Genomic DNA, 24,192 nt, shown 5'->3' with positions numbered 1-24,192 from the left:
AACGGTGTAAGGCGGAGGAGTATGATAATTCGGGTTTCAGTATGGCTGCGCTGGTTAAGACGGGCAGTAAGCCGCAGCCGCTGGCTGGCGAGGCTATTACAATTACCGGTTTCAAAAGGGTCGGCCGTGCGGCCGGGGCTGATTATGCTGCAAATAGACGGCCTGTCCAAAATTGAATTGCAGCGGGCGCTGGACAGCGGCGAAATGCCGTTTTTACGCCGTTTGTTACAGCGGGAACATTACAGCCTGCATGCTCAGTACTCTGGTTTGCCAGCAACGACGCCGGCGGTACAGGCTGAGTTATTTTATGGTATCCCCGGGGCCGTGCCAGCCTTCTCTTTTTGTGACCACCGTACCGGCAAGATAGTGAGGATGCTACAACCTGATACTGCGGCACAGGTAGAACAGCGCTTGGCCGGTCAAACCAAAGCGGCACTATTAAAAGACGGCAGTGTCTATGCTGACATGTTTACCGGCGGTGCTGCTGAATCACACTTCTGTGCTTCTTCCCTGGGTTGGGGGTCTGCTCTGCGTAGTGCCAACCCGCTGGTATTGCTGGTGCTGTTTATTACCAATTTTTACAGTGTGCTGCGTATTGCCGGTCTGTTTTGTCTGGAGGTCGGCCTGGCACTGCGCGACTTTCTCCGTGGGCAGGTAAAAGGACATGATTTTCTGACCGAGCTGAAGTTTGTACCGACCCGGGTTGCGATCTCTATAGTGTTGCGTGAACTGTGTGTTATCGGCGGTAAGATTGACCTTAGCCGCGGTATGCCGATAGTACATATTAATTTTCTTGGCTACGACGAGCAGTCACACCGGCGCGGGCCCTCGTCCCGCTTTGCGCATTGGACGTTAAAAGGCATCGACGATAGCATCGCCAGATTATGGCGTGCTGCGCACCGCTCTGAATGGCGTAATTATGAAGTCTGGATCCATTCTGATCATGGTCAGGCAAAAGTCAGTCAGTACAGCCAGCTACATGGCTATCCGTTACAACATGCAGTAGAGCAGTGCTTCGACAAGCTCTCGTCTGAGTCACCTCTGGCACGGCCTGCAGCAAAAGGCGGTATTCAGACCCAGCGTGTCAGATTACTGGGTGGCAAGCGGGTGCAGCGTGTATTTGCGGTAGAACGCAGTGAAGACAATGACACGGATGGCGTAGTCAAAGTGGCAGCGCTGGGGCCGGTTGGCCATATTTATGCACCGCAGCCGCTGTCAGAGCAGGAACTGCATTTTGTAGCGACTGAGCTGGCAACACGTTATCAGGTACCGATAGTGCTAACGGTTGAAAGCGAGCAGTGTTTGCGCGCCACGACCAGCGATGGGGATTATTATTTACCAAAAGACGCGGCTAAGTTATTCGGTGCCGAGCATCCGTTTCTGGACAGCCTGAGCGATGATTTGCTGCGATTATGTCAGCATGCCGATGCCGGTGATCTGGTGGTGATGGGCTGGCGCGATGGGCTGACGCCATTAACCTTTGCTGATGAGAATGGCGCGCACGCCGGTGCCACACCGGAGGAGACCACAGGTTTTGCGCTGCTGCCTGCTGATGTTGCGCTGCCACCGGCAGGCAGCCGCTATATGCGGCCGCACGATTTATATCAGGCTGCACTGCAATATATGCGCCGTACAACCAGTCAGCCGGTATCGCGTGACAAGGTAAGAGCCACTTCCGGCAATGACCTGCGCGTGATGACGTACAACGTGCATAGCTGCATTGGGCTGGATGGCAAGGTTGATGTCGAGCGCATCGCCCGCGTCATAGCACAGGCTAACCCCGATATTGTTGCGCTGCAGGAGTTGGATCTTGGCCGTGACCGTAGTTTAGGGATGGATCAGGCCCGTTTAATCGCGCGCAAACTGGAGATGGAGTTTCATTTTCACCCGGCAATGCATCTGGAGGAAGAACAATATGGCGATGCCATTTTAACCCATCTGCCACTGCGACTGATTAAAGCCGGGCCTTTGCCGGGATTAGCTGACAAACCGGGGTTGGAGCCAAGGGGGGCTATTTTGGCTGAGGTAACTTATCAAGGCCAACAAGTGCAGGTTATTAATACACACCTTGGCCTGAACAGCCGTGAACGGCTTGCGCAAATAGACAGCCTGCTCAGCGAGGATTGGCTGGGCCATCCAGAGTGCAGGGGACCGGTAATATTTTGCGGAGATTTGAATGCCCAGCCGAATTCAGCAGTATGTCAGCGGCTTGGCGCCCGGTTGCAGGACGCGCAGGCGGCTTTGGCCAGCCACCGGCCGGCCGGCACTTTCCCCAGCCGTTTTGCAGCAGCCCGCATCGACCATATTTTTGTCAGCAGCCAGCTGGCGGTGACGGCTGTAGAGATACCTGCTTCTGATTTGGTAAAGCGGGCATCCGACCATCTACCTTTGTTAGTGCAGCTACGGTTGCCACAGCCAGAAACTTACAGCACAGACGCGTAGCCAGCTAACGCCGGGCTGCCGCCGGTATGCACAAAGAGCTGGCGGCTCCCCTGGTCAATAATACCGCGTTGGCATAAATCCATCACGCCGGCCATTGCTTTGCCGGTGTAGACGGGGTCCAGCAGTATACCTTCAGCCCGCGCGGTTTGCTGCAGCGCATTGACGGTGGCAGGTGTCATGATGCCGTAACCTGCACCATAGTAGTCGCCATTAGCATCCACTTTACCCTGCGCCTGATCCGGGTCGAGCCCAATCAGCGGTAATACCTGCTGTAACAGCTGCAACACCAACTGCTGTTGTTGCACGGCCGGGCGACTGACAGTGATACCTAACACCGGAATATCAAGCCCGGCCAGCATCAGGCCAGCCAGTAAGCCCGCCTGGGTACCGGCGCTACCGGTTGCTACGACTATTTGCTGTGGTACTGTATTAAGCTGGCGTAGCTGCTCAGCCAGTTCAAGCGCACAGCGCACATAGCCGAGGCTGCCAATGGCATTGGAACCACCGATGGGGATCAGATAAGGCTGCTTGCCCTGACGCTGTAACGCTGTCATTAAGGTTGCCGCATACTGCTGACAATCGTCTGTCAGCGCCAGCTGATGTATGTTTGCCCCCAACAGATGGTTGAACAGCATATTACCATTGCTGGCGTAGTCTGCCGTTGGGGTACCGGCGACATCCTGCAACACCAGCTCACAGGCGAAACCAAACCGGGCGGCGGCTGCTGCCGTCTGCCGGGCGTGATTAGACTGCAAGCCGCCAATAGTAACCAGTGTATCTGCACCAAGGCGTTTTGCATCCGCGAGTAAGTATTCAAGTTTGCGGGCTTTGTTGCCACCACCGGCCAGACCGGTACAGTCATCGCGCTTTATCAGCAGGTCGATACCCAGCTGCGCCGATAAACGCGGCGCCTGTTCCAGTGGGGTGGGTAAATGCGCCAGTGTCAGGCGTGGTATCTGGTCAAATGCTGGCATAGCCTGCGGCCCTGTCGCTTATTTCTGCTGCAACCAGATGGCCACTTTCTTAGCAAAGTACGTCAGAATGCCATCAGCGCCGGCGCGTTTAAACGCCAGCAGTGACTCCATAATGACCGGTTGCTCTGCCAGCCAGCCATTTTCAATGGCAGCCATGTGCATCGCGTACTCGCCACTGACCTGATAGGCAAAGGTCGGTACACCAAATTCATCTTTTACCCGGCGTACTATATCCAGGTATGGCATGCCGGGTTTAACCATGACCATGTCGGCACCTTCTTCCAGATCCTGCGCAACTTCATGTAACGCTTCATTGCTGTTGGCCGGGTCCATCTGGTAGGTTTTTTTATTACCGCCTTTCAGATTGCCGGCAGAACCGACTGCATCGCGAAACGGGCCATAATAACTTGACGCATACTTTGCTGAGTACGCCATGATACGGGTATTCACAAAGCCCGCGTCTTCCAGAGCTTCACGAATTGCGCCGATGCGGCCATCCATCATATCCGAGGGTGCTACGACATCTGCACCGGCTTCGGCATGTGATAACGCCTGTTTTACCAGAGCAGCAGTGGTGATATCGTTTTGCACATAGCCGTTATCATCGATGATGCCGTCCTGGCCATGTGTGGTAAACGGATCCAGCGCGACGTCAGTGATAATGCCAAGTTCCGGTACATGCTTTTTCAATAAACGCACGGCCCGTTGTGCCAGTGCATCAGGGTTCCAGGCTTCTTCTGCCTGCAGTGATTTTTTCTCAGTTGCCGTTACCGGGAACAATGCAATGGCCGGTATCCCAAGTGCGGCCAACTGCTTAGCTTCTTCGAGCAGTAAATCCAGACTCAGTCTTTCAATTCCCGGCATAGACGCTATGGTTTCGCGCTTATTATCACCTTCAATAATAAACATCGGGTAAATCAAATCATTAACGGTAAGCTGATACTCTGCCATCAGGCGGCGGCTGAAATCGTGCTCACGCATACGGCGCATGCGGCTCGCTGGAAAATAGCGGTTAGTGTTCATTTACTTCTCCTGATGTTGCACTAAAAGCGGCTGCGGCCGGATAGCTGTGTACCTGGTTACGGCCGGCGGCTTTGGCGCGATACAGCGCAGAATCAGCGAAGCGGATATATTCATCGTTATCGCTTTGCACGCCTGGTACGGCGGCGTAACAGCCTGCGCTCAGTGTCAGATGAAACGCGGGCTCAGTTTTTTGCTCTGCATTTTCTAAACTATGGCGAATTTGTTCTGCTAACTGTCTGGCACCTTGTAAGGTGGTATTCGGTAGGATCAACGCAAATTCTTCGCCGCCGTAGCGGCACAGTTTGTCTGCCGGCCGCTTCAATTGCTGCTGTATCACGTTTGCAACAAACTTAATGGCATGGTCGCCGGCCAGATGCCCCAGATTATCGTTAATTCGTTTAAAATGATCGATATCCAAAAGCACCAGAGCCAGTGAACGTTGTTCACGCCGGCTGCGTTTGAGTTCAGACCGCATACGCCGGTCGAAGTAAGCTCTGTTGTAGATACCCGACAGCGTATCGGTTTGCGTTTGCTGCTGCAGCAAATGGTTTTTCTCTGCCAGCTCATCGAGCGTGATCTGCAGCTCGAAACTGTGGCTGCGTAGCTGGTTTTCCAACTCTGCTGCGGCCTGCTTCAAACGCCGCACCTTACTCAGGGCAAAGGCACCGGCCAGACAGGCGCCTGTTATGCTGCCAGCTATAAAGAGAAAAAGCAGCTCATTCATGTTATTCCCCCGTCACCGGCAGTCTGCCTTCAAGCTGAAACAAGTTGCGGCAATTGTCGACAGTTTGTCTTGCCAGCCTGGCAATGTCCAGTTGTAACATCCGCGCAACAGTAGCGCCAATGTGTGGCAGCAGGGCAGGTTCGTTACGGCGGCTGGCAGGTTTAGGCGTAAGGTCACGCGGTAACAGATAGGGCGCGTCTGTTTCCAGCAGCAGCCGGTCCAGTGGAATATACTGCAATGCCTGTCGCAACTCAGATGCGCGGCGCTCGTCACACAGCCAGCCTGTGATGCCGATGTACAAACCTAAGTCAAGCCAGGCTTTTAACTGCGCGGTGTCGCCGGTAAAGCAATGGCTTACACCTCGGCTGACTTGCGACTCTTTCAAGATAGCCAGTTGGGTCTCGAAGGCGTCGCGTTGGTGCAGGTATACCGGTTTAGCCACGGTGTTAGCAAGTTGCAACTGCTCGGCAAAAACCTGTTGTTGTACCGGCCGGGGGGAAAAGTCACGATTAAAATCCAAACCGCATTCGCCAACAGCAATAACCTTGGGGTCTTGCAGCAGCGTTGTCAATTGTTGCAGGTAGTCAGCAGCTGTGCCTGCTGCCTGATGCGGATGGATACCGGCTGTAGTAAAGCAGCCGCTATGTTGGTGGCAAAAAGCGATATTCTGCTGGCTTTCTACCAGGTCGCTGCCAATTAATATTAATTGGACGACACCGGCATCGGCGGCCCGTTGCAGCACTGCCTCACGGTCAGTGTCAAACTGACCGCTGAACAGGTTTACTCCGATATCGCACCAGGCATGCATATTATTGTTCGCGTTTTACCCGTATAGTCCGGTTGTTATCGTCGTTACCAAGGAAAAACGACCCTAACACGCCGCGTTTAATATAATGTTTTTCGCCAGCTTTGATCTGATAGTAATCATTGCCGCGCTGGCGCCAGATCTGGCCATTGGTAAATTCCACGACTAATTCTCGCTGCTTGTTTTCGGAAACAGTTTTAACGGTGACGTATATCTTATCTGTGGTTTGTTCTGATGACTTTTTGTGTTCAAGACCAAAACTGCTTTCAGCAGTGGCTGCTGGCGCAGGCTGAGCGGCAGGTTGAGGCTGCGAAACAGTCGGTTGTTGCGGTGCTGCTGATTGTGTTGCGCGAGCTACAGGCGCAGCTGCGGCAACAGAGGTATCCGCTGAAATGGCGTCGTAGCAATTCAAGCGTCGTAGCGCATTTTGCTCTGCCCGGCATAGCTCAATTGCCTGCTCCGCTGGAATGGCAGCCTGAACCTGTGTGGCGGCACCTAGTAAGATCATCAAGGCAAACTGTTTCATTACTTCTGTTCCTGTTTTTCTGATTGTTCTGTTGTATCAGGCTGATAAAAACGGCTTAGCGCCAGGCCAAGCTCAAACAATAACCACATCGGCACTGCCAACAGTGTTTGTGACAACACGTCCGGTGGTGTTAATAACATACCCAGCACGAAAGCGCCAACGATAATATAGGGCCTTTTCTCGGCTAAATCGGCGCGGGTGCTGACACCCGTCCAGACCATCAGCAAAATGGCTACCGGAATTTCAAAGGACAGACCAAAGGCAAAAAACAGCTTCAGCACGAAATCCAGATAGTTACTGATATCTGTAGCAACGGTTACGCCTTCAGGCGCAACACTGGTGAAAAAGCCGAAGATAATCGGAAATACAACAAAGTAGGCAAAGGCTATACCGGCATAAAACAGTAAAGTGCTACTGATGACCAGCGGCGCCATTAGTTTCTTTTCACGGCTGTATAGCGCGGGCGCAATAAACTGCCATACCTGTAGCAGGATATACGGAATAGCAAAACAGATGGCAACGATGAAGGTTAACTTGAACGGCGCAAAGAAAGGTGCAGCAACATCTGTCGCTATCATGCTGCTGTTTTCCGGCAATACGGCCATTAGCGGTTTTGCCAGCAGATGATAGATATCCTGGGAGAACGCAGCCAGTGCTGCAAAAACGACGATAACAGCAATAACACAACGTAACAGCCGGTTGCGCAGCTCAATAAGATGCCCCAACAGGCTATCAGGATTAGCGTTCAGACTCATGGTTCTTTTCATTGTTGAGCAGTGGGGTGTTTACATCAGCTGCAGCCTGCTTCAGTTCTGCCAGAGCGGCTTTTTCCTGCTCAGTAAGATTAATCAGCCCCTTGGCTTCAGCATCTTTTAACTTCTGATGCAGTTCGTGCGCACGTAAATCAGCATTCAGCTCGGCCTGCATCTGCTGACCGAACTGCTTGATGCTGCGCACTGTTTTGTTGACGGAGCGGATCGCGCCGGGCAGGCGCTCGGGGCCCAGCACCAGCAGGGCAACTACACCAACGACAACCAGTTCCCAGAAACCCATTTACACTTTATCTTTTGAAGCAGATTGTGTTGTCTTCGCGTGCTCAGCATCTGACTTTGCTTTGTCAGATAACTGCGCTGAGGGCTGCTCTTCGTCCTGCGGCTCGTCTTTTATTGAACTGCGAAAACCTTTGATGGCAGAGCCTAAGTCTGAACCGATACCGCGTAATTTCTTTGTGCCAAACAGCAGCACGATAATGGCCAGTACAATAAGCAATTGCCAGATACTGATGTTGCCTAACATGGTTAATCCCCTTTATTGGTCATGCAATGTGGTACTGCAATCAGTGTATGTCTTTATTGTGACAGTCTTATTATCCGCCGGTTCAGCGCCAGGCTCTGCTACCGCATATCACACTGGCTGCAAACAACACAGCCGAAGATACAAGGTTGTCAAAGCAGAGCAACATACTAGCACTAATCAATAGTGCCGCAGCAAAGGTTGCCGCAATAATTTGTTGTCTGGTCTTACGCTGTTGTACAGCCAGATGCTGCAGTTGTTGCAGTAACTGGCGTTGTTGTTTCGGCCCTTGTTCCAAATATTGGTGCAGCAGGTTTGGCATTTGTGGTAGCTTCTCTGCCCAGAACGGCAGATTTTCTTTGACCTGACGCCAGATAGCCGGTAGGCCGACCTGTTGTTTGACCCAGTTTTCCAGAAATGGCTTGGCAGTTTTCCACAAATCCAGCTGTGGGTACAACTGACGGCCGAGTCCTTCGATATACAGCAGGGTTTTTTGCAGCAGCACTAACTGCGGCTGCACCTGCATGTCAAACCGGCGCGCAGTATTGAACAGATTTAACAGAACATGGCCGAATGAAATCTCTGCTAAAGGCTTTTGGAAAATTGGCTCGCAGACGGTGCGGATAGCGCTTTCAAACTCTTCGACTTTGGTGTGGGCGGGGACCCAGCCAGAATCGACATGCAGCTGCGCTACCTTCTTATAATCGCGGTTAAAAAATGCCACGAAATTTTCAGCCAGATAGCGTTTGTCTTCAGCATTCAGGGTGCCGACGATACCACAGTCAATACCAATGTACTTCGGGTTTTGCGGATTGTCGCGCGAGACAAAAATATTGCCCGGATGCATGTCTGCATGAAAAAAACTGTCGCGAAACACCTGGGTAAAAAACACCTCAACACCACGTTTTGCCAGCAGCTCCATATCTGTGCCCTGTGCCTGCAAGGCAGCGATATCCGATACTGGTATGCCGTAAATGCGCTCCATCACCATCACGTTGGGACGGCTGTAATCGCTGTACACGAACGGAATGTACAATGAATCTGAATTATCAAAATTACGCCGCAGCTGTATAGCGTTAGCTGCCTCACGCTGCAGATCCAACTCGTCCAGAATGGTTTTACGGTATTCTGATACCACCTCGCGTGGGCGTAACCTTTTACCGTCGGGTAAAAACCTGGCGGCGGCATCCGCCAGCGTTTCCATCAACGCCAAATCTGCCAGAATTTGCTGACGGATATCCGGTCTGATGACTTTGATCACAACATCTGCCAGGTTGCCGTCAGGCTGGATCAGCCGGGCGCTGTGCACCTGAGCAATAGAGGCTGATGCCAGTGGAGTTTGTTCAAAGCCGCTGAATAACTGTGCTATGTCTTCCAGCTCCAGCGCCTGCTCAATCAGTTGCTGTGCCTGTGCACCATCAAAAGGGGGAACCTTGTCCTGCAGCTTGGCCAGCTCATCGGCAAGGTGGGGTGGAAACAAATCACGCCGTGTTGACAGCATCTGACCAAACTTCACCCATACCGGCCCGAGGCTTTGTAAAGCCAGCCGTAACCGCACGCCGACCGGTTGCAGTGGGTGGCGGTTACGCAGCCAGAACAGGCTGCGACGAAACAGCCTGGCATACCAGGGTTGCCACTGTGGTGGAATAAGTTCGTCCAGCCCGAATTGCAACAGGGTTTTCTGAATATGGTAGAAACGGCTAATACGCACTAGGACTCCTGAAGGGCGTTTAGTTGCTGCTGAAGCTTATCGACCCTCGCTGATAACTGGCTGACAGCATCACTGAACTGGGCAAGTTCTGTCGGGGCTGGGCTGATTTTCAGTTCGTCTTGTGCCAGCTCAGTACTCATCTGGCCAAGCGCCTCAGCTTTGTTGCTGAAATAGGCGTGAGCCTGTTGCAGACTGCGGGCGATTTTGTGCGCCGGCGCATCGCCAACATAACCAGACAGAGCTTGTTGCCAATCCGGGCTTAGCTGCTGAAAAAAATGGCTGTACTGCTGTGCTACCTGAATATCACCGTCAATTTGTAGAGCGTCGGCTTTAATCAACCGGGTCAATTGGCTAGGATCTCGCAGTAAGCGCAGGCTGGCTAGGTCAGTCTGTATTGCACAGTCTACCGGATTATCATGCTGGTTAAACAGGATGTTACCGCCACTAACCGTCATCACCAGTGTTGTAGGCCATTCTCGCAGACGAAAGGATAATTGCTTGTCACTAAGCCGGGTTAACCTGGCTTTGGCCTGTGGATCCATAGCAATCAATCTGGCCAGCACTTTCTCTGCTACAGCACAGAATAACTGAGGCAGCAAGGGTAACATCAGAACTTATAACCGCGGTGCAGGGCGACAATACCACCGGTAAGATTATGGTAACTCACCTCTGCAAAGCCTGCCGTCTGCATCATGCCTTTCAGGGTTTCCTGATCAGGATGCATCCGGATAGACTCTGCCAGATATTGATAGCTTTCTTTATCGTTTGCCACCAGTTGCCCCATAGCGGGTAACAGTTTAAATGAGTATAAATCATAGGCTTTGCTCAACCAATCATGCTCGGGTTTGGAGAACTCCAGCACCAGCAGACGGCCACCAGGCTTCAACACCCGAAAAATGGAGCGCAATGCGGCATCTTTGTCGGTGACATTACGCAGACCAAAGCCAATGCTGACGATGTCAAAGCTGTTGTCGGCGAAAGGCAAGGCTTCTGCGTTGGCCTGCACATACTCAATGTTGTTTACCAAGCCAAGATCACGCAGTTTGTCACGGCCCACATTCAGCATCGACGCATTAATATCAGCCAGTACCACTTTGCCGGTAGGGCCAACCCGCTTTGAGAACAACGCAGTAATATCACCGGTGCCTCCCGCCAGGTCTAATACCTGTTGCCCGGCCCGCACACCGCTGCAGTCAATGGTAAAGCGTTTCCACAGGCGGTGGATCCCCAGCGACATCAGGTCATTCATCAAGTCGTATTTGGCGGCAACCGAATGGAATACGTTAGCGACCATCGATACTTTTTGCTCGGCGGCAACCGTTTTATAACCAAAGTGAGTGGTGTTGGAGTTTTGATCTGTCATGCGGCGCACCTGTCGGCAACTAAATGCGGCTAGTGTAAAAGATAACGCTGCCAAGGCCAACTTATCTGTTGGCTTTTATGCAAGAGCGCCGTCGGCAAGCATTAATTCGCTGGCTACCTGATTACGGCCCCGCTTTTTCGCCAGCAGAAGCACTTCTGCCGTGCGGCCAAGAAACTGGTACCAGTTTTCACTCTGTTGATATAAAGAAACGCCAAGTGATATGGTCACTTTAGGCAGTGTCTTCTTACTACGTGAGGAGACAAACCGCAGTTTTTCAACGCCACGACGTACCTGCTCTGCTATTTCGCTGGCACTGCGCAGGTCAACATCCGGCAGCAGGATTAAAAACTCTTCACCGCCGGAGCGAACGGGTAAACCACTACTTTGAACGTAGCTGCTTATCTTGCGTGCTACTTTTGACAGGATAACGTCGCCTATCGTATTGCCGTATTCCTGATTAAAGCGACTGAAATGATCAAGATTGACTGCTATGGCGGCAATACGCCGGCCTGGCTGTTCACTAAACCAGAGATCCAGCTGATTTTGCATGGCGAGGCGGTTATATAAGCCGGTAAGAGGATCAAGTAAGCGTTGCTGTTTCAGTTGCTCCAACTCATGCCGCAGCTGATGACTCTGCTGGTTTGCCAGCAGTAATTGCTGTTGCATTTGCTGTTGGCTGAGCCTGAATTCAGCAGTTGTCTGTTGTAGCTGGTTGATAATAGGCTGTAGTACCGGGTCTGGTTTGGTCTGCTGTATTTGCAGCATACTGTGATCTAAGTGCAGCAGATAGTCATCCAGCTGCTCTGCGGCAACATCTGTGTAGGCAGCCATCCGGCTTACCATACCTGATGCTTCCTGTAGCATCAGTTCCTGTTGCGGGTTGGCGGGCGCCAGAAAGCGGCTATACAGATCCGCCATAATAAAATCATCCAGAGGTGCTCTGGCTGACAGCTTTTGTTCAATAATTTGGCACAGCTGAGAGTTGTGTCCGCTGATATACTCATAACATACCGCGTAATTAACAGGATGAGCGGCAAGATTAGCACGCTGCAGGAATAATTTAACCTGCGCTGCTTTTTCGCCAGCCTGTTGTATCGAATCGTGATACTTCATGAGATCACACAAAACTCCGGTTATTGTTATTATTAATCCGATGCCAGATTGATGTTAACGCAAAAAATCCCAAAGCCATAGTACGCGAATTTAATTAACTGGCAACAGCTCTGGCGCTATCGTTGGGCGGTGCGCAGAAAATAACAGCACTTTGACTTATTTATGAGCAGCGAAACGGCATTTCACGAAAACGACTAAAGGCTGCTGTCGTCAGTTAAGCTAACTGTAATGTCGATATAAAGTCGTTACAATCGGGCTGTCTTTTATCTACGGTGGGAAAACCAGAATGACAATCACACCTACTATTAAAGTGCTGATGCTGAACATTGGCCTGACAATGATGTTGGCCGGTTGTGCGACCACGCAACAACAACCTGATGCCGCGTTTTCTGAACTGGCAGCGCAATTATGGCAGGCAGAGCAGCAACTTAACAAAGAAGAGCCCGGACGACTGACGGATATGTCGCCTGAAGCACTGGCTATGCGCAATAAACAACGACTGGGCTGGCAAAAGAAATTGCAGCAGGTTGATGTGAACAGGCTGTCTGAGCAGAACCAGATTAATCACGCCATCTTAAGTTACCGTTTGGCCGACGATATTGATGAATATCGTTACGGAGCACATCTGATGCCGCTGACGTCAGAATCAGGCTTTCATACCAGCTTGGGGTTTTTACCCCAACGCGCAACCTTTGGTAGCGTGAATGATTACCAGCTTTATATTCAGCAGCTTTCCGCCATTCCACGCTATATGCAGCAGCAGACCGCCTGGATGCAGCAAGGATTGGCTACCGGGATGACTCAACCTAAAGCGGTGCTGAAAGGCTTCGAGCAAAGTATTATTTCGTATATCACTGAGCCTGAACAAAGTGTGTTTTTTAAGCCATTTCAAACCAAACCGGCTTATGTCAGTACCGAACAATGGCAGCAGTTACGGCACGAAGCAGCTGAGCAAATCCGCACTGCGGTGAACCCTGCTTATCAGGCGTTTTATGATTTTATGGTAGAGCAGTATATTCCGGCAGCGCGAGATACTATTGCTGCCAGTGCATTACCGCAGGGTGAAGCGTATTACCAAAACCGCCTGCAGCATTACACTACGCTAAACATGACGCCGGCTCAGGTGCATCAGATTGGGCTGGATGAAGTTAAGCGCATTCGTACTGAAATGCAGCAGGTTATTGCCGACACGGGTTTTCAGGGTAGCTTTGCTGACTTTATTCAGTTTTTGCGCACAGACCCACAGTTCTACCCAAAAACACCGGACGAGTTAATGCGCTATGCTGCGTTTTTGGCGAAGAAATCTGATGCTCAATTACCTAAGTTGTTTAAAACCTTGCCTCGCACTCCTTATGGCGTGGTACCGGTGCCGGCGGAAATTGCGCCTAAATATACTACTGGTCGTTACTCCGGGCCGTCGCGTGATGACCAGGCTGGCTTTTACTGGGTTAATACCTATCGGTTAGACAGACGTCCTCTCTATGAAATGGAGGCGCTGACGTTGCATGAGGCGGTGCCGGGCCATCATTTGCAAATAGCGCTGGCCCGCGAGCAGAAAGCCTTGCCTGATTATCGCCGTAGTTTTTATACCTCTGCGTTTGGCGAAGGCTGGGGGTTATATGCCGAGTACCTGGGTCTGGAAATGGGTTTTTATCAGGACCCGTACAGCAATTTTGGCCGCTTAACTTACGAAATGTGGCGGGCGGCTCGCTTAGTAGTTGACACCGGGATGCACAGCATGGGCTGGAGCAGGCAGCAAGCGATTGACTTTCTTGCCAGCAATACCGCGTTATCAATGCACAATGTCACTACAGAGATTGATCGTTACATCAGCTGGCCGGCGCAGGCATTGTCTTACAAGCTCGGTGAAATAACCATTAAACGCTTGCGGGCTGAAGCTGAGCAAGCATTGGGTGAGCGGTTTAATATCAGGGAGTTTCACGATGTTGTGCTGAGTAATGGCAGCCTGCCACTGGCCGTATTAGAACAGCAGGTTCGGCGTTACATCGCTGCAGAAAAAGGATAATATGTACCGGTGTTAGAAAGAGGGCACTAACAGTGCCTGGTGCAGCTTGCAGGGAACAAATGCAGTATGGTCTGGATGTTGTTTATCGGCGTGTTAGTTGTCGTGATGTTGTACATTCTGTGGCAAATGGAACAGATTGGCAAAACCAATAAAGGATTGCAGCAAAAGCTGAACGCGCGCGAGCAGGAGCTACTGAAACTGCAGCAAGCAACCTATCAGCTTGCCGAGCAACAAAGGGCGGTGTTAGAGCAGCAGCTATCTCATCAGCCGGTTAATCCGGTGTTGTCCGCAGATGAGGTTCAGCTTGCCCGCCTGTTGTGTATCAGCCTGCCTGCGGTCGTTAAAGAATGTTGTAGTAAATCCGTTACGCCGCATCAGGTTATGGCAGGGCAGCTCAAAAAGCACAGTACGTTAGGTGTTAGTCAGTTGGAGAAAATGATGCAAAAACACAGCCGGCTAACATCACTGTGGCGTAACAACAGCGTGATGTCTCACCTGCAGTTGTGTGTGGTCGTTGCGTTGTTGGCTCAGGAAGAGAAACAGGCAAAGGTCAGCAGCCTGTAGGCTGCTGTCAATGCCGTAGGACTACCTTAGGCTCAATATCAATTTGGCCTTCGATATCAATTGCCGCCACTTTGCTACCCGATGCTAATACTGCCATGCTGCCATTAGCGATGTGGCGAACGAAGAGTAAGTCGTAACCGAACCGTTGCAGTTCAGCAACGGAAAATTTTTGTGCCAGATTCAGATCGTCCCAGAAAAAATGTATATCCTTATCCATCTGGCGCCTTTCATGTGACATAACAGGCTCCAACCATCAGGGATTACAGGTTTCAGGCTCAATCACTATGCCATTAACGCTGCTGTAAAATACTCTGCCACTGCTCAGGTGTTACCGGCATAACAGACAGTCTGCTGCCCCGCTGAACCAAAGGCAGTTCACTTAGCTTAGCCAAGCTTTTAAGTTTGTCCAGTGGAATAATAGCCGGCAGCTTTTCTACAAAAACCAGGTCGACGGCAACCCAGCGCGGCGACTCGTGGCTGGATTTCGCGTCAAAATAAGCACTTGCTGCACTAAATTGGCTTGGATCCGGATAAGCAGTTCTGACAACGCGGGCAATGCCAGCTACTCCGATCAGTTTGCAACTGGAATGATAGATAAAAACCAGATCATCTTTTTGCACTTCGTCGCGCAGCATGTTGCGGGCCTGATAGTTGCGCACACCCTCCCAAACTATCGGTGTGTCCGGAGCGTTGGCAAAATCATCGATACTGCACTCCGACGGTTCGGTTTTAAATAACCAGTAGCTCATCTTTGCTGATCTCCTTCGTTTGCGGCAGAATACCATTATACTTCAGCCAAACAGAATAAAAGGGACAGCCATGAGTCAGGTATTACAGAATTTACTGGCATTATTAAAGCTGGAAACCATAGAGCAGGGACTGTATCGCGGCCAGAGCCAGGATCTGGGTTTTAAAGCGGTATTTGGTGGTCAGGTTATGGGGCAGGCGTTATCCGCAGCAAAAGAAACTATCGCTGAAGACCGAAAAGTACATTCGTTTCACTCCTACTTTTTGCGTCCGGGCGATGCGGCTAAAGCCATTGTTTACGAAGTAGAAAATATCCGCGATGGTAAAAGTTTTAGCACGCGGCGCGTCAGTGCTATCCAGTACGGCAAGCCCATTTTTTATATGACGGCTTCATTTCAGGCGGAAGAACAAGGTTTCGAACATCAGGATGTTATGCCGCAGGTGCCTGAGCCTGAGCAGTTAGTATCTGATTTGGAGTTTTATCAGCAGCACGCACAGTTAATTCCCGAGAGCTTGCGTAGTAAGTTTATCTGCGAAAAGCCGATAGAAATGCGGCCGGTGGACTTTCAGAATCCGTTCAAGCAGGAAGTCAGCCCGGCGCGGCGCTATGTCTGGTTTAAAGCCAATGGCCCGATGCCGGATGACTTACGTGTGCACAAATATATGTTGGCCTATGCATCCGATTTCAACTTCTTACCAACAGCGCTGCAGCCGCATGGCAAGTCATTTATGGCGCCGAATATGCAAGTCGCGACGATTGATCATGCGATGTGGTTCCATCAGGATTTCCGTTTTGATGACTGGTTACTGTATGCGGTAGACAGCCCAAGCGCTTCGGGCGGGCGGGGGTTGGTGCGCGGCCAGTTTTTTAACCGGGCCGGCACCTTAGTTGCGTCTACCATTCAGGAAGGGGTTATCCGTTCGTATCCGACCAGCCGCTAATGAGTGATGGCAGCGGTGGCCGGGTTTGCGGCAGGGACTATGCTGTGAATGCTTTGCAGCACATCGTTACGCAGTAATAGCCCAACAGTGGTGTTTAACAATGGCAGCTGAGCGGTAGCCACCACCTGGCTGCGTTCATCTGTCTGCGTAAAACCGCCGTCTTTTAACGCATTAACCAAAGTGGCAAACAGTTGCTTGTCGTAATACTCCGGCGCGGTAATGCCATGCAGGCTAAGCAGGCGCTGAGCCAGTTCGTGGCTGTGCTTTTCCAGTACAGCACGGCTTTGCGCGCCCTGACTCTCTATCAGTTGTAGCACCATTGCGTAGCGCTGCAGCGTATGTTCGGCGTTATGTGCCAGCATGCTGAGCATAAAATAGCCATTACTGTTTTGTGCCGGTGCTCTGTAATTTTGCTCAACCTGTTCTGCAAGGCCGGTATCAGTCAGATGCTGCAGTATTGCGGTGCAGTATGCGTTTACATCGCTGACATTCAGAAACAACTCTTGCTGCAACAGCGGAAATAGTTGCTGCACTATTTGCTGTAAATGCTGCTGACTGATGTCACGTTGATGCAAAATAGCGCTGGCGATAATCGCGGGCAGAATATACGCATGCAGTACGTTATTGCGGTAATAGCTTAGCAACACCGCATTTTCCTCGCTCAGGCTCAGTAACTCACCAAAACTGTCACGCTGCTGCTGCACTTTTTGTAATTGTATCGCATGGTCTATCAACAGTGCTGCTGATTCTTCCGGCAGCGTCATTTGTTTGTTGTAAGGTACCGTACGTTGCAGCTGCAGGTAAAAATCAAGCTGCTGCTCCAGTTCACGTCGGGTCAGCGTGTGTTTTTCGGTTGCCAGCAAACACAGTGCTATCAGGTTAATGCTATTAAGTGCCGCGGCATGATTTATTCGCTGCATCAGAGTGTCGGCAAGCCGAGCCACTGTCGGGTTCAGCCATTGAGGCTTTTGCACCTCCATTGGATGCAAATCCTGTTTCCAGTCAGGTACATGCTGGTTAAGATAATTATTCAGTGTTATTGGCTCACCAAAGTTCACGTAACCATAACCGTAGTCGCGTAAATTGCGGATTGCTTTAATCACTCCCCAGGCTGATTCCTTTTGTTTGCCTGAACCTTTAAGTTCACGCAGGTAAGTGTTTACTTCCATTACATGTTCATAACCCAGGTAAACCGGTACCAGTGTTACTGGCCGTTCGATTCCCCGCAGCATCGACTGCAGCGTCATGGCCAGCATGCCTGTTTTGGGTTGCAATAAGCGACCAGTGCGGCTTCGGCCACCTTCAGTGTAATATTTAACCGAATAACCCTTACTAAACAGCTGGCATAAATACTCGCGAAATACTGCTGAGTACAACTTATTACCACTGAAACTGCGCCTGATAAAAAAAGCGCCTCCGCGGCGGAAAATGGGGCCTGCCGGCCAAAAGTTCAGGTTAATACCGGCAGCTATATGCGGCGGTGCCAGGCCTTGTTGATAAATGACGTAGCTTAGTAACAAATAATCCATATGGCTGCGATGACAGGGAACATAGACTATTTCGTGCCCCTTTTGCGCCAAATCCCGCAGCATGTCAGCATTATTAATTTTTATACCCGTGTATAACTTACTCCATAACCAGCGTAGTACCCGGTCACCCACACGTAGCGTCGTAGCGCGGTAATCTGCCGCTATTTCCAGCAACAGTTTTCTGGCTTCCTGCCGGGCATCACTGACAGATATACGTTTGGCCTTCGCTTCGTCTTCTATCGCTTTTTTTAGCGCAGGAGCTGCCAGCAGCGCATTGAACAACTGTGCGCGATTCACCAGTTTGGGGCCGGTTGCAGCTAGCCGTTGCCGGTAAAAATGGAATCGCGACATTCTCAGCAGCTTATGGGCTGTCTGCTGTTCGGCACCAAATTCTGCGGCCATTTGTTTCAGTGCTACGGCCCGGCTAAACCTAACCAGCGTATGGCGGCCGGATATCAGTACTATTAAGAGTTTCGCCAGCCAGTTTGGTGCATGTGCTTCGCCCAATAGCCATTTAATGCTATTTTCTTTACCCGGCGCCCGGCCCCACAGTAGTGAAATAGGCACCAGTTGCGCATCCAGTGCCGGATCATCAAGATGAGCCTGCAACAAAGCCTGCCCTTGCGCCAGTGCAGTGGTTTTTCCGCGTTTCAGCCATAAAGTATGGGGTTTTTCAAGAAATAACGTCCGTGGATGCTCGATGCCATTTAGGCTGACATCCTCTGCCGGATCCGGTAGTCCGAGAGATCCACAAACACGGCGGATTGCCGCTAAATCTGCTGCTGACTCCGTAGCGCAGATGTAAAAGAATGGCCTGTTTTTATCTAACGCCAGTTCTGAAACAGCTTGTTCGGGAACAATTTTGTACTTCAGCAGCGGCCACATAGGCCATTTTAATAAGGCTGCAAACAATTTTACCGGCCGGAACATAGCCTACTCACCTCAGTTAAAAAGTCGCCTAGCATAGCACGTCAGTGTAGTGCAGAAAAATGTGCGTCAGCACAGATGCTTGCAATTGTAGCATGCCTGTATATACTCACAGTATTAACTGTACAGGTAACCAGCACTATGAGACCACTGACGCCACGCCAGGCAGAAATTTTGCAGCTGATAAAAGATTATCAGCAAGATAGCGGCATGCCACCAACCCGGGCTGAAATTGCACAACAATTAGGCTTTAAGTCGGCAAATGCTGCAGAAGAACATTTAAAAGCTCTTGCTAAAAAAGGCGTTATTGAAATGATGCCCGGTACTTCGCGCGGTATCAGATTGGTTGATGCAGATGAACCTGAGCAATTGGGGTTGCCTTTGATTGGTAAAGTTGCCGCTGGCCAACCGATACTCGCAGCAGAACATGTGCAGGAGCATTATCAGGTAGACGCAAACTTGTTTAAACCCCATGCTGATTTTTTGCTCAGGGTGCAAGGTATGAGTATGCAGGACATCGGCATTCTCGATGGGGATCTGTTGGCGGTGCATAAAACCAGTCAGGTGCAACCTGGCCAGGTTATTGTTGCCAGGGTTGATGAAGATGTTACCGTAAAACGATTCCAGCGTGATGGCAGCACTGTTTTTTTACATCCGGAAAATAGAGATTTTGATGTAATTAAAGTGGACTTACGCGTCCAGCACTTTGCCGTTGAAGGCTTGGCTGTAGGCGTTATCCGTAACGGAAATTGGTTATAATTTGTACTAACCTCAATAAGTTATTTTTACAAAAGCGCTGGTATGACCACCTAGGTTTGCCAGCGCTTTTGTTATTTAGGGGTTTACACTGAGTGTAATTTGGATAATTCTTAACCTGAAACTGATTAAAAAATAACAACAGGGTCAGTTCCGGCTTCAGCGCTAGCCCCGAAGCCGACGCTAACAATAAAAATAATAAACTGATGAAACTTCATACATAGGTTCGGGATGGGTGTGTAAGGACCGTGTAGTACTGTGTACTTAGTTTCTGCAGTTTGCTTTGCAAAATGACAGAGGAGAAGTCCAGTGACGAAAACGCGTAGTCTTCGTTGGTCGCTGCCAACCCTGCTTTTAGCTGCATCGGCTAATGCAGCAGATATGCCCCTGAATATGACCAAAGGGGTAACAGAAATCAGTCAGCGGGTATATCACCTGCACATGACAATTTTCTGGATCTGCTGCGTTATTGGTGCAGTGGTGTTCGGGATCATGTTCTGGTCCATTGTTCGCCATCGAAAAGCACGGGGTGTGCAACCAGCCCAATTCCATGAAAGCACCAAAGTAGAAATACTCTGGACAGCCATACCGGTACTTATTCTGATTCTTATGGCCATTCCGGCCACCAAAACCCTGATCGCAATGGAAGATACTACTGAGGCTGATGTCACAGTAGTCGTCACTGGTTCCCAGTGGAAATGGCACTACAAGTATCTGGAGCATGACGTTGAGTTTTACTCTTTACTGGCTACGCAGAAAGAGCAAATAGCCAATAGATTTGCCAAGGGTGAAAACTACTTGCTGGAGGTTGACCGGCCACTGGTTCTGCCGACTGGCAAAAAAGTACGTTTTCTAATGACGTCAGATGACGTGATTCACTCATGGTGGGTGCCGGCGTTTGCTGTTAAGAAAGATGCTAACCCCGGCTTTATTAATGAGGCCTGGACCCGTATCGACGAGCCTGGCATATACCGGGGTCAGTGTGCTGAGCTGTGCGGCAAAGATCATGGTTATATGCCTATTGTCGTTATCGCTAAAGAACCGGCTGAATTTGATAAATGGTTAGCCGGCGAAGCTGAGCGGATTGCCAAAGCCAAAGCCGAAGAGCAGGAACTACTGGCGATGAATATGAGCTTGGAAGAGCTTATGAGTGTCGGTGAACGCACATATACGGCTTACTGCGCTGCTTGCCATCAGCCTAGCGGCGAGGGGTTGCCGGGTATTTTCCCAGCGCTCAAAGGCAGTAGCATTGCTCTGAACGATAAACCAGCGCACATTGACATTGTGTTGCACGGCAGAGCGGGCACTGCCATGCAGGCTTACGCCAAGCAACTTAGCTTAAAAGAAATTGCTGCGGTTATTACCTATGAGCGTAACGCCTGGGGTAACAGTACCGGTGAGTTGGTACAGGCTGCTGATGTGCATGCTGTCATGCAAGGTAAAGGGGAATAACGGATGAGTGCAGTAGTGACAGATCATGAGCATGATCACGAGCATCATGACCATAAACCCAGCGGCATAAAACGCTGGTTCTATACCACAAATCATAAAGATATCGGCACCATGTACCTGGTGTTTGCGCTGATAATGTTTTTTATCGGCGGCACCATGGCAATGGTGATTCGCGCTGAATTATTCCAGCCGGGCATGCAGTTTGTAGAGCCTAACTTTTTTAATCAGATGACAACAGTACATGGCCTTATCATGGTGTTTGGTGCGGTAATGCCAGCCTTCACCGGCCTGGCTAACTGGATGATCCCGATGATGATAGGTGCGCCAGATATGGCGCTGCCGCGCATGAACAACTGGAGCTTTTGGATCCTGCCGTTCGCGTTTCTGATTTTATTGATCTCACTGTTTTTACCTGGTGGTGGGCCTAATTTTGGCTGGACCTTTTACGCACCATTATCGACCAAATACAGTGGTGACAGCACGGCGCTGTTTGTGTTTTCTGTTCATATCATGGGTATATCTTCCATCATGGGGGCAATTAACGTGATTGTGACCATTTTCAACCTGCGGGCGCCCGGTATGACCTGGATGAAAATGCCGCTGTTTGTCTGGACCTGGCTAATCACTGCGTTCTTGCTGATTATGGTGATGCCGGTATTGGCTGGCGCCGTCACCATGGTGCTAACCGACAAATATTTTGGTACCAGCTTTTTTGATGCTGCAGGTGGCGGTGATCCAGTGTTGTTCCAGCATATCTTCTGGTTCTTCGGTCACCCGGAGGTATACATCATGATACTGCCGGCATTCGGCATTGTATCCAGCATAGTACCGACTTTTGCCCGTAAGCCACTGTTCGGTTACGCGTCTATGGTATATGCCACCTCCAGCATAGCGCTGTTATCTTTCCTGGTGTGGGCTCACCATATGTTTACCACAGGTATGCCGGTATTTGCTGAGCTGTTCTTTATGTACTGTACGATGCTGATTGCCGTGCCGACCGGGGTAAAAGTGTTCAACTGGGTAGCAACGATGTGGCGTGGTGCAATGACCTTTGAAGTGCCTATGATGTTTGCACTGGCATTCATAGTGTTGTTTACCATAGGCGGGTTTTCGGGCCTGATGCTGGCGATTACGCCCGCTGATTTCCAGTACCATGATACGTACTTTGTGGTGGCTCATTTCCATTATGTACTGGTTACCGGCGCAGTGTTCTCCATCATTGCTGCAGCATATTACTGGTTGCCCAAGTGGACTGGTCATATGTATGACGAAAAACTTGGCCAGTGGCATTTCTGGTGTTCGTTAATTTCTGTCAACCTGCTGTTCTTCCCCATGCATTTTGTCGGCTTGGCTGGTATGCCAAGACGGATACCGGACTACGCCCTGCAGTTTGCTGATTTTAATGCTTTTATCAGTATTGGCGGTTTCCTGTTCGGTGCGTCACAGCTTATTTTTGTCTGGGTGTTAGTGAAATGTGCCCGCGGCGGCGAAAAGGCGACGGCGCAGGTTTGGGAAGGTGCGGAAGGCTTGGAATGGGAAGTGCCATCACCAGCGCCTTATCATACCTTCGAAACACCGCCGGTGATTAAGTAGGAGGCAGACATGGCATTTAAGCATAAACCTTTGACAACCAAGCTGGTGTTTATTGCGTTGGCGATGTTTGGATTTGGCTTTGCCTTAGTGCCACTGTACGACGTATTTTGCGATTTGACGGGCCTTAACGGCAAAACGGCGTCAACTGCTGCCAGCGCCGACGCTGCGATAGTCGATACCAGCCGCGAAGTTGTTATTGAATTTATCGCCCGGCCAAATAAACAGATGCCTTGGGTATTTGAACCCGAAGTGACCCGCATGACGGTGCATCCGGGAGAAATTCATATTACGAATTACCTGGCGCAAAACCCGACCAGCAGGTTAATTGTTGGTCAGGCTGTACCTTCAGTGTCGCCGGGGCAGGCAGCATTATACTTCCACAAAATAGAGTGTTTCTGCTTTACCCAGCAACGGTTAGCGGGAGGCAAAGACATGCTGATGCCATTACAGTTTTATGTGGATCCGGCGTTACCGCGTCAGTTCAGTACCATCACGCTGTCGTACACTTTGTACGATGTCACCAGTGCCAGTACCGACCTGACGGCAACGTCATCCCAACTTGGGGAATAACATGAATAAGACTTATGAAAAATACTATGTTCCCGCTCAAAGCCCGTGGCCAATAGTCGGGGCCGTGGCGTTGTTTTTGATTGCGTTTGGTGCCGGGAACTTTGTCAACGAAGTTACAAAACAGCAGCCTGGGTTTGGCGGCTATGTTTTGGCAGCTGGCTTTGCGGTATTAATCTTTATGCTGTTTGGCTGGTTCAAGAACGTGATCGATGAGTCGATGAGCGGCTTGTACAGTGCGCAGATGGACCGCTCTTTCCGTCAGGGGATGAGCTGGTTTATTTTGTCGGAAGTGATGTTTTTTATGGCGTTCTTTGGCGCCTTATTTTATGGCCGGGTTATTGCGCTGGATTGGCTGAGTGGTGGCAGCAACAATGCCATGACGTTCGAGTTACTATGGCCAGAATTTGAAGCGATGTGGCCGCTACTAAAAACGCCGGGTGGTATAGAAACACAAGCAATGCCAGCTTCCGGCTTACCGCTAATCAATACCGCTATATTGGTGACATCGTCTATAACGTTACATTTTGCTCATGTCGGTCTTGAGCAGAGTAAACGCGGTCAGTTAAAGCTGATGTTACTGGTAACCATATTGCTGGGTTTAACCTTCCTGAGCTTGCAGGTGTATGAGTATATGCATGCTTACCATGACCTGGGTTTGACACTGGCGTCTGGCTTCTACGGTAATACATTTTTTCTGTTGACCGGCTTTCACGGTATGCACGTTACTTTAGGCGCAATCATATTGTTGTTTGTGTTTTTCCGCGTATTGAAGGGGCATTTTACGCCGGACAACCACTTTGCCTTTCAGGCGGGCGCCTGGTACTGGCACTTCGTTGATGTTGTCTGGTTATGTCTGTATGTGTTTGTATATGTACTGTGATTATTAGTAAGGCCTGGGGTTGGGTTCGATCCACCCCAGCGCCTGCGCTAAAAAGATCAACAGCAGTACAACGGCAGAAAACATGACACGACGGCCTAGGTAACGAGACATCTTTACCTCTGGTTTATCAGGGTTAAGCATAACCAGACCGGCTCTAACCAGATTTACAATAATAAAAAGCAGTAGCGCTATGACAATAAGTTTAATCAACATCGGTAACAGGCTCCGGGTC

General features: G+C 50.4%; 25 protein-coding genes. 9 read left to right on the top strand and 16 right to left on the bottom strand.

The window, feature by feature from the left end; all coding sequences use genetic code 11:
* Positions 1 to 21: 21 nt before the first annotated feature.
* A complete protein-coding gene (locus LHL18_RS18525) occupies positions 22 to 2,442 on the top strand; it encodes an endonuclease/exonuclease/phosphatase family protein (protein ID WP_226768195.1) in 2,421 nt (806 codons plus the stop codon).
* Here LHL18_RS18525 and LHL18_RS18520 read toward each other — a convergent pair.
* The 12 genes from LHL18_RS18520 to LHL18_RS18465 all read right to left on the bottom strand — a co-directional run bounded on the left by LHL18_RS18520 (position 2,424) and on the right by LHL18_RS18465 (position 11,974).
* On the bottom strand, positions 2,424 to 3,416 hold the full coding sequence (locus LHL18_RS18520; RefSeq protein WP_226768194.1) for a D-cysteine desulfhydrase family protein: 993 nt from the start codon (positions 3,414 to 3,416) through the stop codon (positions 2,424 to 2,426). The genes LHL18_RS18525 and LHL18_RS18520 overlap by 19 nt on opposite strands.
* Positions 3,417 to 3,434: 18 nt before the next feature.
* Positions 3,435 to 4,439: a porphobilinogen synthase gene (hemB, locus tag LHL18_RS18515; RefSeq protein ID WP_226768193.1), complete on the bottom strand. Its 1,005-nt coding sequence runs from the start codon at positions 4,437 to 4,439 to the stop codon at positions 3,435 to 3,437.
* Positions 4,429 to 5,163 (bottom strand): GGDEF domain-containing protein, encoded by a 735-nt coding sequence (locus tag LHL18_RS18510; RefSeq protein WP_226768192.1) that lies wholly within the window; start codon positions 5,161 to 5,163, stop codon positions 4,429 to 4,431. The genes hemB and LHL18_RS18510 overlap by 11 nt, the downstream gene beginning before the upstream one ends.
* A 1-nt stretch (position 5,164) precedes the next feature.
* On the bottom strand, positions 5,165 to 5,971 hold the full coding sequence (locus LHL18_RS18505; protein ID WP_226768191.1) for a TatD family hydrolase: 807 nt from the start codon (positions 5,969 to 5,971) through the stop codon (positions 5,165 to 5,167).
* Position 5,972: 1 nt separating this feature from the next.
* Positions 5,973 to 6,494: a hypothetical protein gene (locus LHL18_RS18500; protein WP_226768190.1), complete on the bottom strand. Its 522-nt coding sequence runs from the start codon at positions 6,492 to 6,494 to the stop codon at positions 5,973 to 5,975.
* The gene (gene tatC, locus LHL18_RS18495; RefSeq protein WP_134058728.1) at positions 6,494 to 7,249 is read right to left on the bottom strand and encodes a twin-arginine translocase subunit TatC; all 756 of its coding nucleotides are present in this window, start codon (positions 7,247 to 7,249) and stop codon (positions 6,494 to 6,496) included. The genes LHL18_RS18500 and tatC overlap by 1 nt, the downstream gene beginning before the upstream one ends.
* On the bottom strand, positions 7,233 to 7,547 hold the full coding sequence (gene tatB, locus LHL18_RS18490) for a Sec-independent protein translocase protein TatB (RefSeq protein WP_134058725.1): 315 nt from the start codon (positions 7,545 to 7,547) through the stop codon (positions 7,233 to 7,235). The genes tatC and tatB overlap by 17 nt, the downstream gene beginning before the upstream one ends.
* Entirely contained in the window at positions 7,548 to 7,790 is a 243-nt protein-coding gene (gene tatA / locus LHL18_RS18485; protein WP_134058722.1) for a Sec-independent protein translocase subunit TatA, read from the bottom strand.
* Positions 7,791 to 7,872: 82 nt separating this feature from the next.
* Positions 7,873 to 9,498 carry a ubiquinone biosynthesis regulatory protein kinase UbiB gene (gene ubiB / locus LHL18_RS18480; protein WP_319004183.1) on the bottom strand — a complete coding sequence of 542 codons (1,626 nt, stop codon included), beginning with the start codon at positions 9,496 to 9,498 and terminating at the stop codon, positions 7,873 to 7,875.
* Positions 9,498 to 10,106: a ubiquinone biosynthesis accessory factor UbiJ gene (locus LHL18_RS18475; RefSeq protein WP_226768189.1), complete on the bottom strand. Its 609-nt coding sequence runs from the start codon at positions 10,104 to 10,106 to the stop codon at positions 9,498 to 9,500. Before LHL18_RS18475 ends, ubiB begins: the two co-directional genes overlap by 1 nt.
* A complete protein-coding gene (ubiE, locus tag LHL18_RS18470; RefSeq protein ID WP_226768188.1) occupies positions 10,106 to 10,861 on the bottom strand; it encodes a bifunctional demethylmenaquinone methyltransferase/2-methoxy-6-polyprenyl-1,4-benzoquinol methylase UbiE in 756 nt (251 codons plus the stop codon). The genes LHL18_RS18475 and ubiE overlap by 1 nt, the downstream gene beginning before the upstream one ends.
* Before the next feature lie 75 nt (positions 10,862 to 10,936).
* On the bottom strand, positions 10,937 to 11,974 hold the full coding sequence (locus LHL18_RS18465; RefSeq protein WP_134058710.1) for a GGDEF domain-containing protein: 1,038 nt from the start codon (positions 11,972 to 11,974) through the stop codon (positions 10,937 to 10,939).
* A gap of 286 nt (positions 11,975 to 12,260) precedes the next feature.
* Between LHL18_RS18465 and LHL18_RS18460 the strand changes: the two genes are divergently transcribed.
* Positions 12,261 to 14,000, top strand: a complete 1,740-nt coding sequence (locus tag LHL18_RS18460) for a DUF885 domain-containing protein (RefSeq protein ID WP_226768187.1) — start codon at positions 12,261 to 12,263, stop codon at positions 13,998 to 14,000.
* A 66-nt stretch (positions 14,001 to 14,066) separates the two neighbouring features.
* Positions 14,067 to 14,564, top strand: coding sequence for a hypothetical protein (locus LHL18_RS18455; protein WP_134058704.1), 498 nt, complete (start codon positions 14,067 to 14,069; stop codon positions 14,562 to 14,564).
* 7 nt (positions 14,565 to 14,571) lie between these two features.
* On the opposite strand, the gene LHL18_RS18450 is transcribed toward LHL18_RS18455, so the two are convergent.
* A complete protein-coding gene (locus LHL18_RS18450; protein WP_134058701.1) occupies positions 14,572 to 14,802 on the bottom strand; it encodes a hypothetical protein in 231 nt (76 codons plus the stop codon).
* Between the two features lie 52 nt (positions 14,803 to 14,854).
* A complete protein-coding gene (locus LHL18_RS18445; RefSeq protein WP_134058698.1) occupies positions 14,855 to 15,313 on the bottom strand; it encodes an EVE domain-containing protein in 459 nt (152 codons plus the stop codon).
* Positions 15,314 to 15,383: 70 nt separating this feature from the next.
* Here LHL18_RS18445 and tesB point away from each other — a divergent pair, with 70 nt between their 5' ends.
* Entirely contained in the window at positions 15,384 to 16,253 is an 870-nt protein-coding gene (tesB, locus tag LHL18_RS18440; RefSeq protein ID WP_134058695.1) for an acyl-CoA thioesterase II, read from the top strand.
* Here tesB and plsB read toward each other — a convergent pair.
* Positions 16,250 to 18,712, bottom strand: a complete 2,463-nt coding sequence (gene plsB / locus LHL18_RS18435; RefSeq protein ID WP_226768186.1) for a glycerol-3-phosphate 1-O-acyltransferase PlsB — start codon at positions 18,710 to 18,712, stop codon at positions 16,250 to 16,252. The two genes, tesB and plsB, sit on opposite strands and share 4 nt — an antisense overlap.
* 138 nt (positions 18,713 to 18,850) lie before the next feature.
* Between plsB and lexA the strand changes: the two genes are divergently transcribed.
* The 5 genes from lexA to LHL18_RS18410 all read left to right on the top strand — a co-directional run bounded on the left by lexA (position 18,851) and on the right by LHL18_RS18410 (position 23,960).
* Complete coding sequence (gene lexA, locus LHL18_RS18430) at positions 18,851 to 19,468, top strand: transcriptional repressor LexA (protein WP_134058689.1); 618 nt, start codon at positions 18,851 to 18,853, stop codon at positions 19,466 to 19,468.
* Between the two features lie 306 nt (positions 19,469 to 19,774).
* The gene (gene coxB, locus LHL18_RS18425) at positions 19,775 to 20,917 is read left to right on the top strand and encodes a cytochrome c oxidase subunit II (protein ID WP_226768185.1); all 1,143 of its coding nucleotides are present in this window, start codon (positions 19,775 to 19,777) and stop codon (positions 20,915 to 20,917) included.
* Between the two features lie 3 nt (positions 20,918 to 20,920).
* On the top strand, positions 20,921 to 22,510 hold the full coding sequence (ctaD, locus tag LHL18_RS18420) for a cytochrome c oxidase subunit I (protein ID WP_134058686.1): 1,590 nt from the start codon (positions 20,921 to 20,923) through the stop codon (positions 22,508 to 22,510).
* A 9-nt stretch (positions 22,511 to 22,519) separates the two neighbouring features.
* Positions 22,520 to 23,080: a cytochrome c oxidase assembly protein gene (locus LHL18_RS18415; protein ID WP_134058683.1), complete on the top strand. Its 561-nt coding sequence runs from the start codon at positions 22,520 to 22,522 to the stop codon at positions 23,078 to 23,080.
* A 1-nt stretch (position 23,081) separates the two neighbouring features.
* On the top strand, positions 23,082 to 23,960 hold the full coding sequence (locus LHL18_RS18410) for a cytochrome c oxidase subunit 3 (protein ID WP_134058680.1): 879 nt from the start codon (positions 23,082 to 23,084) through the stop codon (positions 23,958 to 23,960).
* A 3-nt stretch (positions 23,961 to 23,963) separates the two neighbouring features.
* On the opposite strand, the gene LHL18_RS18405 is transcribed toward LHL18_RS18410, so the two are convergent.
* Entirely contained in the window at positions 23,964 to 24,173 is a 210-nt protein-coding gene (locus LHL18_RS18405; protein ID WP_134058677.1) for a DUF2909 domain-containing protein, read from the bottom strand.
* Between the last annotated feature and the right edge of the window lie 19 nt (positions 24,174 to 24,192).

The organism is Rheinheimera aquimaris, assembly GCF_020531985.1.
Taxonomy (GTDB): Bacteria; Pseudomonadota; Gammaproteobacteria; order Enterobacterales; family Alteromonadaceae; genus Alishewanella; species Alishewanella aquimaris.
Note: the sequence above shows the minus strand (reverse complement) of the source record. Positions and strands in the feature narration are given on the sequence as shown.